Below are 14,127 nucleotides of genomic sequence, written 5' to 3'. Positions count from 1 at the left end.
GCATAGGAAAAAGTACGATGACCCAGAGCCATTTCTTTGCTCACCTCTCCCGTCTGAAGCTGATCAACCGCTGGCCACTGATGCGTAACGTGCGTACTGAAAATGTTTCTGAACACAGTCTGCAGGTTGCCATGGTCGCTCATGCGCTGGCACTGATCAGAAACGCCAAATTCGCCGGCAATCTCAATGCCGAACGCATTGCTTTGATGGCAATCTACCATGACGCCAGCGAGGTGCTGACCGGCGATCTGCCTACCCCTGTAAAGTATTACAATGCGCAAATTGCGCATGAGTACAAAAAAATTGAGAAAATCGCCCAGAACAAGCTGATTGAGATGTTGCCCGAAGAACTGCGTTCAGCCTATGCCCCATTAATCGATGAACACCAGCACAGCGAGGCAGAGACGGCTATTGTTAAGCAGGCGGATGCGCTTTGTGCCTATCTGAAATGTCTGGAAGAACTGTCTGCTGGTAATAACGAGTTCCTGCTGGCAAAAGCGCGTCTGGAGAAGACTCTGGCTCAGCGCCACAGCCCGGAAATGGACTATTTTGTCGAAGTGTTTGTTCCAAGCTTTAGCCTTTCTCTGGATGAAATCAGCAAGGAATCGCTGTAATCCTTCCTTCTGACGGCAGGCTCAGGATCGGTCTTTGCCTGGCTAAAGACAGCCGGCCGTTTCTGACTTCATCTTTGACTGGCCGGCGATACAGCTAGATAAAGAGGTATTTCAATCTGTCCTTTTCATCGTCTGACGGATTAACTACTTCCTCCAGTTCGATATCGCGACCAGTAATGGCTTTGCATCTGAAGACGGTATTATCTTCAATTAAAATTTCTGCTTCAGTCAGTTTACCCGTGTAGAGCATCACCGGGTGCGCCGCTTTCACAACATTAATTTTATAACGGATGCCGTTGGCGGCAGCCGCAAAATTTCTGGCAACTTGCTGCTCAGTAGAGGTAGAGATAAACTTTTTGCTTGCAATGATATCTCCTGATTTCAGTTCGGCTAGATCCATCATCCCATGACAGTCAGGCTTGCTTCCACGGTAAACCACACCGTGAATACTGGGCAACTTTTTTAACAGCGTTCTGATGTTTTTCACATGTTGAAATGCCTGCTCTCTCACAGGGGGGCTTTTATACTGCTCAGGCATATTTTCCAACATAAATCCATTGATATTGGCGTAGCTATTGCCGCCATAAGTGCGAATACTTTTATATTCATCAGAGGTAATCCCTCCAATATTGTTATCGAAATCCTCGAGTAGATGATAGGCTTCCGCCGTCAGCCTAGAGAAATTGAAGAGTTCCATCGTGTTTTCAATTTTGCTGGTTAAAAAATTCTCACCGTTGACTAAACTAAAAAAACCACTGGTTATGTAAAACTCTTTTTTTCTCTTTAAAAGACCCGAGGGTTTCCTGCCATAAATATGAACTTCTGCATCAGAGGCGTGCTCAGCCGTTCCCTTATGGACTATTTTGACCCTGAACAGCACACCATTGTGCTTGATATAATTTTTTCCATTACTGGAAACCAGAATAGCAGGATATTTTTTATCGGGATGAAGTTCGCCCGATTTGATCAGAATCACTCCTGCCTCATGGTTATCCGCAAGAATCTTCCCTACATCTGCAGAAAAAGACATACAGGGCAGACCAGGCGCTCTTTTCAAACGACAGGACGAATACGTTACCCCGATGCTTTGCTTCTTACTGGCGAGGTAATACTTGCCATGAAATAAAAAGACTTCGCTTTCCGGTCGGGCATAAATAGCCAGATGACGCTCTGTTGACCCCTTACTCACGCGATAGAACTTGCCATTGAGTTTTAAGGCAAGCAGGTGCTGTTTTTTACCGGGCAAAGAATAATGATAAATTCCTTTTTTATTTGGATTTAAATGTGCGAAGAGTCTGGCGTCAAGTTTCCGCACACCTTTTAAACGGGCCGCCATTTCAAGATCGAAGACATCCAGGTGAGATATCAAATTCTTTGACGTTTTCTTATCCAGGCTGGAAACAGGGTTTCTGACAGCATCTTTTTTACTAACCAGGCTCCATGATTGATTTTCAACCGAATAGCTGACCTCCACTTCCCCGCGATCGCCGATCGCAAGATATTTTTCCCCATGATGAACCAGAAGATACTCTTCACCATTAAGATAAATATGTAAACGGCCGTATCTGATAAAGGTTTGTTCGGGTAGCACGACGTGTTGGTCAATAATATGACCATATTCATCTTTAGGTGAAATATCCGCTACCACCTTTGCTACCATCAAAACTGGATTGTTGATATCAATAACATCCTGCGGATCAAGAGATTTCCCCTCCAAATCATCTGCCAGCATGATGAATAACTTCCCCCCTATTCTTTGCATAATCACCAACGGGGTCATTTCGGGAAAGAGTGATAGCAACATGCTGACCGTCTGATCCACTCTGCCTGCTATCGCTGCCATATGCTGAATAGCCAAATCGTCCGGGCAACGACCCAGCTTATTATAGTAAGCAATGATCATCGATTCATGCGCCAGCGCCTCAACAGGATTTGACAGCGTTTTGCCTATTTGTCTTAAAATACCGCTAAGCCCCAAAGACTGTCGTTGCTCAAGGCAAGAAAAATCTATCTTCACTCTCTTCACATCATCAGTCGGTATTTTTTTAGTCGTGGCAGCCTCTTTTGGCGCCCAGATCGCAGCCGCCATGGGTAAAGGCTCCGGCTGTAGAGAACTCATTGCCTTACCGGTAACAGATGCTGTGCTGTCCGTATGCCGATCGGCCGCCGGCTCTGTCATGCCACCCGAACTGAAAAGATGGTGAGTGTAAGCCAGTGCACCCGCGCCCGCAGTGACCAGCGCTGCACCTGCAAAGCAGGCAAATTTTCCGCTCATCCTGAAAGCTGGAGGAGCAATTGCACCGGGCCGCTGCCCGTTACGGACGCAATCTTCTGCCAACAGTTGCAGTTCTGCTCCTTTGATATGCATTTCCTGAAGTTCAGCCTCATCTGCTGAACTTGTTTTTGACTCGCTGGCGCATAGCCATCCGTTCAGCCCGCTAACAGCCTGTTGCCAGCACTGAATGAAAGAAGAATGATGAGGGGTTATCATTTCAATGGCAGAACCTGAAACCGAGAAAATACTCAAAGCAAGTCCCCGATCGGGACAGTCTGTTTTGTCATCATCCCCTCTGCTTTGATGGGGAATAATGAGCAAAGAAGTTCGATCCGCAGATGCGGCTTCAGATATAGTGCGCGGCATTATTGAATTCCTGTATACTCATTGAAATTAATCAACTGGCGCTTCAGTGGCGAATGATAATAAATAAAATAAAAATCATAAAACAACGATGTAATCTCTCTGTTTCGGCCATGAGCATGAGTATTAACCAAAGCAGAAACCCTGCGGATCTGACTGACAATCAAATATAGAGATGTTTTAATCGTCTTAAATCATAGCCAGAAGGATTAACTAATTCTTCCAGAACGACGTCCTTACCGTAAATGTAAACGCATCTGAATACGGTATTATCCTCTATCAATACTTCGGCCTCCCTAAATTTCCCCGTAAAAGTCAGTATAGGATGAGCAGCCTTTCTTACGTAAATTGTATAGCGGACAGCATTAGGCCCGGCGGCGAAAGTATTTGCTATAGCCGGGTCCATTGAGGCTGAAATAAATTTCCGGCTTGATATAATATCTTCTGCTTTAAGGTCGGAAAGAGCTTTAACCCCGTGAGAATTGAGTTGACTACCCCTGTATACCACACCATCAATACTGGGCAATTTCTTTAACAGACCCCTGATGTTTTTTATATCAGCAACCACTGTCGCTTTGAGTTCATCATCAGTATAGTCATTCAGCCTGCCATTATAAATAAAATCATTTATATCACGATACCTTACCCCACCATATGCACGAATGCTTTTATATTCTTCTGCTGTAATTTCGCCGTTCCTGCTCTCAAAATCCTTAACTGACTGGTAGGCTTCTGCCGTCGGCCTGGTCAGATAAAGCGACTCCATAATACTTTCAACCTTGCTGTATAAGAAACCATCACCCTTAGATTCACTGAAATAACCACTGGCGATATGAAAATCCGTTTTCCTTTTAAAAACGCCCATCCTCTTTTTACCGTAAATACGTATTTCTCTGCTATCCACGCTGCCAGAAGACGTAGCTGAAACCACTTTAACTTTAAAGAGAACACCATTGTGCTGGATATATTTTTTATTACTTTTCGCGGACACCAGAATGGCAGGATTCTTCACATCACTCCGCAACCAGGTGAGTTCCAGTGGACTTAAGCCGTAATCATGATTATCTGCCAGGATTTTATCCAACTCTTGCGAGTAACTCATGCAAAATGAGGGGGGCGATCTTTTCGCTCTGCAAGAAACAGATTTAACCTCAACGTCTTTATCGTCAGTAGCAAGATACCAGGTGCCGTCATACATGACGATTTCTGATTCTGGTTTATCATAAACTGACATCCTGTTTTTTGTCGTACCGGTACTGACGCGATAGAATTTTCCGTTCAGTTTTACAGCAAGCATCGCTTCTCTGTTTTTCTCAGCGTATCGGTAAATTCCTTTGACATTTGGGCGTGAGGCGCCGAAAAGCCTGCTACTCAGTGGCTGCACATCTCTCAAAGCATCAGCAATTTCAAAGTCAATCCTGTCTGAGTGAGTGAGTCTCATTGGCTTTTTATCCCCGGCAGAGGATGTAGCCAGAGATAGCAACTTCTTCTCGTTTAGTACCGAATACCAGGATTTTTCTTTATAAGCATAATTAACGGGAAACTCACCTTTATTATCGCGCGCAATGAATTCCCCATGCTTATTGGTTATTGTATACTTAGCACTTCCAATCCAGGCTTTAACATATCCATCTTCGAGACAGGTATTCTCCGGCAGCAAGGATTTGTTATTAATCAGCTGACCGTTTTCATTCTTAGGTGAAAAGTCAGCGATCATTTTTGCCATCATCAGTACTTGTTCATTTATTGACTGAACGTTATAAAAATCAACAGGTTTACCTTCTAAATCATCGGCAAAAATGCGGAATAAAGCCCCCCCCACCCTGTGTATAATGACGGCCGGCATTACCCCAGGAACCATCGAAATCAGCGCATTAACAACCTGATCCACTTTGCTTGTCACTGCCGACAGGAATTTGATTTCTTCATCATCAGGGCAACGCCGCAAACTATTGTAATAGTCAATCACCTGGGATTCTTTTGCTAATTCTTCAATCGGGTTTAACAATGTGTTGCCTATCTGTCGGAAAATATCTGCCAGCGTCAGTGTTCGTCTTTCCTCCAGACATGAGAAATCCAGCTTTCCTATCTTTACATCACCAACATGCGTTATTTCGTTGGGATTAGCCATTTTGGCTGCCCATATTCCGGCAGCTTCGGGCAGAGGCTCCGGCTGCATTGTTGTAGTGCCGACGTTTGTCGGGAAGACAAGAAGATTTTTGTTCATGTTTATTGCCGGGCGATTCGCGCCACCTGTACCAAAAGGGTAGCGGCTACAGCCGAACACAGAGATCCCAAAGGTTGCCAGCGCGGCACCAGCAATCCAGCCTGATTTACCGCACAGTTTGAGAGCTGGGGTTTGTAGCGCCTGCGCTTCCAGACAAGCCCGGGAATAATCTTCAGCCAACCGTTGTAGCTCCCCTCCTTCAACACAAACTTCCTGCAATTGCGTATCGTATTCGTCAGATTTATCTGGGTGATGCCGTGATAATCTCCGGACTGAAGAACCCAGTCCTTGCTGGCGTGATTGAAACCGGCGCTGGTGGCCAGACGCGAGTATCTCGTTAGGCATTCTGGAAACAGAAATAATATTCGCTGAGAGTCCATCACGGCTGGATTGGGGGGTTTTCTTGTCCTCAGGACAATCTGAAACTACATTCATCGCCGAAAAATTCGCTGCAGTCGATAATTCAGACAGTTGACATTGCATTTATAAGATCCCTTTACTTAAAAATAAGAATTTAGATTAACACTTTTTCAGTATATGCGGATTATTTCAACAGAAGAATCTAACTAAATGGCAACAGAAAGCGTTTTGTGAAAAAAGGATTATATCCAGCACCACGGTGCCAGTAGGCCCGTCCGCCCCAGTGAGAATTGATGATTAATGACGAGTTTTATTTTTTTAACAATCAGAAGATGATTAGCTATCATAATATCTGAACGTGACACGGAGGTAACAGTGGAGGTAAATTTACGGCTGGCATGGTAAGAATTGTTATTCTGCTCGCTATTAGCCACTATTTTAAGAAGAAAGCTTTATGGATAAGCGAAAATAAAAAAAACAGGCACAGATGCGCTAATAGGCGTCTGGCTGCCGTTCCGGATTATCAAACCATTTAAAAAAAACCACTTCCCCCCTATCATTAATCAGCAATAAATAATGGGATGAGCGTGAAATTTTAAAATATTGAATAGCGGAGCTATCACAGAAGCCATTCATTCATATCTTCCAAATTCGAAAATGGATGGTTGACCTAAGTAATGCAACCGCTATTTCTATGGATTTACGCTAGTCACAAGATATTAGTACCTGGGGGAGTAGTTTACATCTTCAACCCGGGTATCAGTATAGTAGTGACGTATTGAGCTGGTCTGGATTGTGCTGCTTTCAGTACAGGGAGCGGCTAGCTGAGGCACGCTCACATGCTCACGGAGCGCGCCATGAAGTCTGTGTGGAGGATAAGAAAATCCGTGTGCTCGATACTGATCTATTGGGCACTCGCCGTTCTGTCTGCCATATTCATAGATCGTCTCACAAATCCACTTAAGAAAAATTAAAATTATTCCCCCCACGATCACAGGTTCCTTTTTTATCTGCTCCGTAAGCGATTTGAGTAGAGACACAACATAGTCACGCGCCACTTGATAAGAATCCACGCCATCACCAGACCCCGTGCCGCGAGGATGACGCGCCGCATCGCCAATATTATTATCACCACAGCCTTCAATCCCGTCTGCGCGGTAATCCCTTCCACTTCCAGAACTATCCGAAAGCGACTCACTAAAGCTGCCGTCGACATTTTTTATTGCGCCAGGAATGCCAAAACCTGGAGCGCTCAGTCTGCTTGGGGTATTGTCGACTGAAGAAACACCTCCCAGTAAACTGTGATCGCAGTCGGGTAGGTTACCGGTTTTAGCTCTGTTTTCAGGGGGGGGGGCAGACTGAGTACGGGGCGGTAATTCAGAAAAGGTGATGTTTGCTGGCATAATAAAACTCCTGTTGAATGAGGTATAATAAATTATTTTTCATTACTGACTTCACTCCATAAATACTTTACGGTAAACATCTTTATTTAGCTGATTTTCAACCTTCGATATCAGGCATCACCGAAAAACATTTACCTTCCAGATTCGCCATCTTTCAATAGTAAGAATAAATTACTGATAGATGGGTGGTAAATCCAACATCCTGTTTATCTTATTCATTTCAGACATCCGCTAATAGCTATTAAATTATACACAAGCCAAATTAACAATATATATACGACCACACAAGGGTATAAAGTTGTTTTATGAAAATGGCGTCATTTTTAGACTTTTCGCCCGCCTAATCTGGCGGCAAGCCAGGTTTTGACAGAGTCAGAAGAAGAGCAGCGCCAAGAAGTCGGGATCGGTGTCGGCAAGAGTGTATCATTGAATTAAGGTGTGAATTACCCGCACTTCAGAGGGCCTTTAGCGCGGGCAAAGCATTTAAGCAGGATTTAATGTCGGCGATAAATATTGACGCTGCCATCGGCGTTTTTGTGAATAATCAGTTCCTCCAGCGAGCTGAGCACCATATCCACATCTTCCAGCCGTTGAGCATCTTCAGGAGGATTAACGGCAATCACATGGCAGCCTGCTGCCAGTCCGGAGAGAATACCGGCAGCTGCATCTTCCACCACCACGCACTCTTCAGGTTCAAGGTCAATCAGCTGGGCGCCGAGTAAATAGGCATCCGGCTCTGGTTTACCGCGCTCTACGCGCTCAGCGGTAACAAATGCCAACGGAGCGGGTAAACCTGCCGCTGCATGACGTGAACTGGCGACCGGCACAGAACCGGAGGTCACGATTGCCCACGGGATCGATAATTCATCCAGCGTCGCCAGCAGCTGAAGCGCACCCGGCAGAGCAACAATGCCCTCGGTATCCCCTGCTTCCATTTTCTCCAGCTCGATAAACTCCTGCTGGATCTCCTGCGCACTGGCCCCCGCCATAAAGTGCCGTAGTGACGTTATAGCCTGCTTGCCGTGGATAAAGTTCAGCAACTCGTCAGCGGCTATCCCGTGGCGTTCACCCCAGCTTTTCCAGGCACGCTCAACCACCGCAAGGGAATCAACCAACGTACCATCCAGATCAAACAGAAAACCTTTACACTTCACTGCGTCTTCCTTCTTAGGTTTTGTTAATAGCGCATATGATGCGCACAAGGCGGGTTAGCGAGGCAACTCCGCATCGTGTTTAAAGATCGTCAAGGAAGGTTTTATCCAGCTGCTTAAATGCGCGCCTGAGGACATCTGCCAGTGACTGATAGGTGGGTTTACCTTCGAGCGGGGCAAGCGCCTGGCCTGCCGCCTGCAACTTTTGGCGCACATCATGGAACCAGCCCAGCAAACCTGGCGGTAACGGCGTTACCGAGCGCTTACCCAGCCACCACAGCCCTTGCATCGGCAGGCTACAGGCGAACAGGGCAGTGGCGACAGCAGGGCCGAGCTGCCCACCAAGGGCAATTTGCCAGCTCAGGCAAAAAACGGCCAGCGGCGGCATAAAGCGGGTAGCAAAACGCGTTGCGCGCGCTACTCTGTTTTCAGGAAACATCGGCGCAAGACGTTTATCAACAGGCCATGTCTTCATATAGTGCTGCCCATGCTGGAACAATTTGAACCAACCGACGGAGCCGGATTCATTAGCCATGGCAAACCTCAACTTCAGAGATAAATTTTAAAAGAAACACACAACGCACCAACTTTACCTTAAAGAAATCAAAATATTTTGTTTTTGCGAGTGACTCTGGTTATCCTGTGCGCATTTATTGCCCTGGATCGGGAGCGATGCTGCCGAGGCCACGGTAAAAACGCGCACAGCGACAGAATGCAGACCATCATAACTCCAAAATTTTTTGCTTTCGGACAACACTTTCAAAAGCCAGATGTCCAACATTAATGTACCAGCTTTCATGCGTAACGCTGATAGTCGGATTGACTTTTTTCGCCAAATTAAACATATAGGACCTTCCATGTCGAGTAAGTTAGTACTGGTTCTGAACTGCGGTAGTTCTTCCCTGAAATTTGCCATCATCGATCCGGCAAATGGCGATGAATATCTGTCGGGTTTAGCAGAATGCTTCCACCTGCCGGAAGCCCGTATCAAATGGAAACAGGATGGCGCTAAACAAGAAGCGGCTCTGGGTGCCGGCGCTGCACACAGCGAAGCGCTGAACTTCATGGTTAAAACTATTCTGGCACAAAAACCAGAACTGTCGGCACAAATTGCTGCCATCGGTCATCGTATTGTTCACGGTGGCGAAAAACTGACCCAGTCCGTGATCATCGATGAGTCGGTCATCCAGGGTATCAAAGACGCTTCTTCTTTTGCTCCGCTGCACAACCCGGCGCACCTGATCGGTATTGATGAGGCGCTGAAAAGCTTCCCTCACCTGTCAGATAAGAATGTCGCCGTTTTCGACACCGCTTTCCATCAGACCATGCCGAAAGCGTCTTATCTCTACGCCCTGCCTTACAAACTGTATAAAGAGCACGGCGTGCGTCGCTACGGCGCTCACGGCACCAGCCATTACTACGTGACCCAGGAAGCGGCTAAAGCGCTTAACAAACCCGTGTCTGAACTGAACGTCATCACCTGCCACCTGGGCAACGGCGGTTCCGTTTCGGCCATCCGTAACGGCGAATGCGTTGACACCTCAATGGGTCTGACCCCGCTTGAAGGTCTGGTCATGGGCACCCGCAGCGGTGACATTGACCCGGCCATCGTGTTCTTCCTGCACGACACGCTGGGCATGAGCGTAGACGCAATTAACACGTTGCTGACCAAAGAGTCGGGCCTGCTGGGTTTGACCGAAGTCACCAGCGACTGCCGTTACGTTGAAGATAACTACGAAAGCAAAGCCGACGCCAAACGTGCGATGGACGTTTACTGTCACCGTCTGGCTAAATATATCGGTTCCTACAGCGCCCTGATGGATGGTCGTCTGGATGCGGTAATTTTCACCGGCGGCATTGGGGAAAACTCCTCTCTGGTGCGTGAGCTGACGCTGAACAAACTGGCTCTGCTCGGGATTGAGGTCGACCAGCAGCGTAACCTCGCCGCCCGTTTCGGCAAGTCAGGCTTCATCAACAAAGAAGGCAGCCGCCCGGTGCTGGTGCTGCCAACCAATGAAGAGTTGGTTATCGCTCAGGACGCCAGCCGTCTTACCGCATAATCACTTTTGTCTCCGTCAGCTCTGGCTGACGGAGCTGTTGCAGACACCACGTTTTATCTGGCCAATATCACTCAGGTAGGAAAAAGCGATAACGGCTTCAACCATCACTGACCGACTGCGCTGCTGACAGACTCAGGGCGTCCCCGGGTTGTAGGATCGGGGGAATACAGCGCGGTGTTTATGGCCAGGTCACAGGAGGAATTACCTTGTCCCGAACTATTATGTTGATCCCAACCGGCACCAGCGTCGGCCTGACCAGCGTCAGCCTCGGCGTTATTCGTGCCATGGAACACAAAGGCGTGCGGCTAAGCGTCTTCAAGCCCATCGCCCAGCCACGTTCTGGCGGTGACAGCCCGGATCAGACCACGACCATCGTTCGCCAGCACGCCAACATTCCGGCTGCTGCACCGCTGGCGATGAGCCGCGTTGAGTCCCTGCTGGGTTCCAACCAGCAGGACGTGCTGATGGAAGAGATCATCGCCAGCTACCATGAAAATACCAAAGAGGCTGAAGTGGTATTGGTGGAAGGTCTGGTTCCCACGCGTAAGCACCAGTTCGCCTCTGCGCTGAACTATGAAATTGCCAAAACGCTGAACGCTGAAATCGTTTTCGTAACGGCACTGGGCAATGACTCGGCGGATCAGCTGAAAGAGCGCATTGAGCTAACCCAGGCCAGCTTTGGCGGCAGCAAAAACAAAAGCATTACTGGCGTCATCATCAATAAGCTCAATGCTCCGGTCGACGATCAGGGCCGTACCCGCCCTGATTTGTCTGAGATCTTTGATGACTCCAGCAAAGCCAGCGTGGCGCATATCGATGCAAAACAGCTGTTCGCTAACAGCCCGCTGCCGGTGCTGGGCTGCATACCCTGGAGCTTTGAGCTGATCGCCACACGCGCTATCGATATGTGCCGTCATTTGAACGCCAGCGTGATTAACGAGGGGGATATCGCTACCCGCCGCGTGAAATCGGTGACGTTCTGCGCGCGCAGCCTGCCAAACATGCTGGAGCATTTCCGTCCTGGCTCCCTGCTGGTGACCTCCGCAGACCGCCCGGACGTGCTGGTCGCCGCCTGCCTGGCCGCGATGAACGGGGTAGAAATTGGCGCCATCCTGCTGACCGGCGGTTACGCCATCGATGCACCGATTCAGAAGCTGTGCGAACGCGCCTTCCAGACCGGCCTGCCGGTATTCCGGGTTGATACCAACACCTGGCAGACGTCACTGAGCCTGCAAAGCTTCAACCTGGAAGTCCCGAGCGATGATACCCAGCGTATCGAACGCGTGCAGGAGTACGTGGCCAGCCATATTGATGCCGAGTGGATCGAGTCCCTGACCGCCACCTCCGGGCGCAGCCGTCGTCTGTCGCCACCGGCGTTCCGCTATCAGCTGACCGAACTGGCGCGTGCTGCTGGCAAGCGTATCGTGCTGCCGGAAGGTGATGAACCGCGCACCGTCAAAGCGGCGGCCATCTGCGCCGAGCGCGGCATCGCTACTTGTGTCCTGCTGGGCAACCCGGAAGAAATTCAACGCGTTGCGGCGGCTCAGGGTGTCGAACTGGGCGCGGGCATTGAGATTGTTGACCCGGCCAGCGCACGCGAAAACTACGTGGCGCGTCTGGTTGAGCTGCGTAAGAGCAAAGGCATGACCGAAGTGGTGGCGCAGGAGCAGCTGGAAGATAACGTGATGCTCGGCACCATGATGCTGGAGCGCGGCGAAGTGGATGGTCTGGTTTCCGGGGCGGTACACACCACCGCGAACACCATTCGCCCGCCGTTGCAGCTGATTAAAACCGCACCAAACAGTTCGCTGGTCTCCTCAGTGTTCTTTATGCTGCTGCCGGAGCAGGTGCTGGTGTACGGTGACTGCGCCATCAATCCGGATCCCAACCCGGAGCAGCTGGCAGAGATCGCTATCCAGTCTGCGGATTCAGCGCTGGCGTTTGGTATCGAGCCGCGCGTGGCGATGATCTCCTACTCCACCGGTAACTCGGGAGCCGGTAGCGACGTGGAAAAAGTGCGTGAAGCTACGCGTATCGCCCAGGAAAAACGTCCCGATCTGGTGATAGATGGGCCGTTGCAATACGACGCCGCGATCATGGCCGACGTGGCGAAATCAAAAGCGCCAGATTCACCGGTCGCGGGCCGTGCTACCGTCTTTATCTTCCCGGACCTGAACACCGGTAATACCACCTACAAAGCGGTACAGCGCTCTGCCGATCTGATCTCCATCGGGCCAATGCTACAGGGGATGCGCAAGCCGGTTAATGACCTGTCGCGTGGGGCGCTGGTAGACGATATCGTCTATACCATTGCGCTGACGGCCATTCAGTCGAAACAGGCTGAAGCTTAAGCCATAACGGGCGATGCACATGCATCGCCCGCACCGCATCGGGTTATTCCCCCCACAGCGGAGCGGGCCTGCTTCAAGGCTCGTTTTTTTATCTATTGCAGCACCACATCCAGCGCCCGCAAATGCTGCGGCTGCCACGACAGCATCACTTCACTGCCCGCCCGCCAGCGGCCGTCCATTTTGTCCGGTGACAGCTTGACCATAAAGTTGCCCTGCCCCGCCACCTCGGTCAGCATACGCACATGATCGCCCAGGTAGATAAACTGCTGAATGCGCGCTTTAAGCTGCCCATCGCCCGGCTGTGGCGCATTGACGTTAATCCGTTCCGGGCGGATGCTGAGCTGCATTTTTTTACCCGGCGAACCTGGCCGCACCTTCAGCGCATCCAGCTCGCTGCCGTCGTCCAGCCGCATGCGATAATAGTCGCCATTGGCAGAAATTTGCGTGGCCAGCAGGCTGTTATTTTCGCCGATAAACTGCGCGACAAAGGCATTGGCTGGCTGCTCATAGAGCTTGCCCGGGCTGTCTATCTGCTGGATCATGCCGTCGTTGAATACCGCCACCCGGTCCGACATGGTCATCGCTTCGCTCTGATCGTGGGTGACATAGACAATGGTCAGCCCGAGCAGCTCATGCAGCTGTTTAATCTCCAGCTGCATATGTTCACGCAGCTGCTTATCCAGCGCCCCCAGGGGTTCATCCATCAGCACCAGCTTCGGTTCAAACACCAGCGCTCGCGCCAGCGCCACGCGCTGCTGTTGGCCACCGGACATCTGCGCCGGGTAGCGATCGGCCAGCGAGGTCAGCTTGATCATGTCAAGAATACGCGCCACGCGCTGTTTGATATCGCACTTGCTCATCTTGCGGACAGACAGGGGAAACGCCAGGTTTTCCGCCACCGTCATATGGGGAAACAGCGCGTAATTCTGGAAAACCATGCCGATATCGCGCTGGTGCGGTGGCAGGGTATGCAGCGGCTTATCGCGCAGAAAAATTTCGCCATCGGTCGGGGTTTCAAAACCGGCCAGCATCATCAGGCTGGTGGTTTTCCCCGACCCGGAAGGCCCCAAAAGGGTGAGAAACTCCCCCTCCTGCACGTCCAGGTTCAGATTGCGCACCACCAGCTTTTCGCCGTCGTAGCTCTTTTTGATATGTCTAAAACTCACCAGTTGTCTCATCGCATTCTCTCGTCAAACGGGGAAACATCATCCCGGGCGCGCTTTGTGCATCACTGAAACCGGGCGCATCTGTCGGGAGGCTCTTTTTAGCTCTACCACAACAAATTTCGTTCCGACAAGCAGAATTTGCGAAATCAATAAAAAA

Annotated in this window: 9 protein-coding genes; 3 read left to right on the top strand and 6 right to left on the bottom strand. The window is 49.7% G+C overall.

Translation table 11 applies throughout. From position 1 onward, the window contains the following. Positions 1-17: 17 nt before the first annotated feature. Complete coding sequence (gene yfbR / locus EPYR_RS06415; protein WP_012667590.1) at positions 18-614, top strand: 5'-deoxynucleotidase; 597 nt, start codon at positions 18-20, stop codon at positions 612-614. 94 nt (positions 615-708) lie between these two features. On the opposite strand, the gene EPYR_RS06410 is transcribed toward yfbR, so the two are convergent. The 5 genes from EPYR_RS06410 to yfbV form a co-directional block, all read right to left on the bottom strand. Next, positions 709-3,255: an ADP-ribosyltransferase gene (locus EPYR_RS06410; RefSeq protein ID WP_012667589.1), complete on the bottom strand. Its 2,547-nt coding sequence runs from the start codon at positions 3,253-3,255 to the stop codon at positions 709-711. 160 nt (positions 3,256-3,415) lie between these two features. Continuing rightward, positions 3,416-5,962 (bottom strand): ADP-ribosyltransferase, encoded by a 2,547-nt coding sequence (locus EPYR_RS06405; protein WP_012667588.1) that lies wholly within the window; start codon positions 5,960-5,962, stop codon positions 3,416-3,418. Positions 5,963-6,558: 596 nt separating this feature from the next. Beyond that, positions 6,559-7,242 carry a hypothetical protein gene (locus tag EPYR_RS19045; RefSeq protein ID WP_012667586.1) on the bottom strand — a complete coding sequence of 228 codons (684 nt, stop codon included), beginning with the start codon at positions 7,240-7,242 and terminating at the stop codon, positions 6,559-6,561. A gap of 494 nt (positions 7,243-7,736) precedes the next feature. Next, positions 7,737-8,396: a sugar phosphatase gene (locus EPYR_RS06395; protein ID WP_012667585.1), complete on the bottom strand. Its 660-nt coding sequence runs from the start codon at positions 8,394-8,396 to the stop codon at positions 7,737-7,739. A 79-nt stretch (positions 8,397-8,475) separates the two neighbouring features. Then, positions 8,476-8,928, bottom strand: coding sequence for a terminus macrodomain insulation protein YfbV (yfbV, locus tag EPYR_RS06390; protein WP_012667584.1), 453 nt, complete (start codon positions 8,926-8,928; stop codon positions 8,476-8,478). Between the two features lie 322 nt (positions 8,929-9,250). Between yfbV and ackA the strand changes: the two genes are divergently transcribed. Continuing rightward, a complete protein-coding gene (gene ackA, locus EPYR_RS06380; protein ID WP_012667583.1) occupies positions 9,251-10,453 on the top strand; it encodes an acetate kinase in 1,203 nt (400 codons plus the stop codon). 206 nt (positions 10,454-10,659) lie between these two features. Then, on the top strand, positions 10,660-12,804 hold the full coding sequence (pta, locus tag EPYR_RS06375; RefSeq protein ID WP_014538742.1) for a phosphate acetyltransferase: 2,145 nt from the start codon (positions 10,660-10,662) through the stop codon (positions 12,802-12,804). Positions 12,805-12,896: 92 nt separating this feature from the next. Here pta and EPYR_RS06370 read toward each other — a convergent pair whose 3' ends face one another. Beyond that, positions 12,897-13,982, bottom strand: a complete 1,086-nt coding sequence (locus tag EPYR_RS06370; protein WP_012667581.1) for an ABC transporter ATP-binding protein — start codon at positions 13,980-13,982, stop codon at positions 12,897-12,899. Positions 13,983-14,127: the final 145 nt, after the last annotated feature.

This window comes from Erwinia pyrifoliae DSM 12163 (assembly GCF_000026985.1).
GTDB lineage: Bacteria > Pseudomonadota > Gammaproteobacteria > Enterobacterales > Enterobacteriaceae > Erwinia > Erwinia pyrifoliae.
The sequence above is the reverse complement of the archived record's forward strand: the minus strand, read 5'-3'. Positions and strand labels throughout refer to the sequence as shown.

Bases quoted from the DNA above. Each gene is read 5' to 3' on its own strand.
- EPYR_RS06410 (WP_012667589.1), bottom strand. From the start codon at position 3,255: ATGCCGCGCACTATATCTGAAGCCGCATCTGCGGATCGAACTTCTTTG.
- EPYR_RS06370 (WP_012667581.1), bottom strand. From the start codon at position 13,982: ATGAGACAACTGGTGAGTTTTAGACATATCAAAAAGAGCTACGACGGC.
- ackA (WP_012667583.1), top strand. From the start codon at position 9,251: ATGTCGAGTAAGTTAGTACTGGTTCTGAACTGCGGTAGTTCTTCCCTG.
- yfbR (WP_012667590.1), top strand. From the start codon at position 18: ATGACCCAGAGCCATTTCTTTGCTCACCTCTCCCGTCTGAAGCTGATC.
- EPYR_RS06405 (WP_012667588.1), bottom strand. From the start codon at position 5,962: ATGCAATGTCAACTGTCTGAATTATCGACTGCAGCGAATTTTTCGGCG.
- EPYR_RS19045 (WP_012667586.1), bottom strand. From the start codon at position 7,242: ATGCCAGCAAACATCACCTTTTCTGAATTACCGCCCCGTACTCAGTCT.
- yfbV (WP_012667584.1), bottom strand. From the start codon at position 8,928: ATGGCTAATGAATCCGGCTCCGTCGGTTGGTTCAAATTGTTCCAGCAT.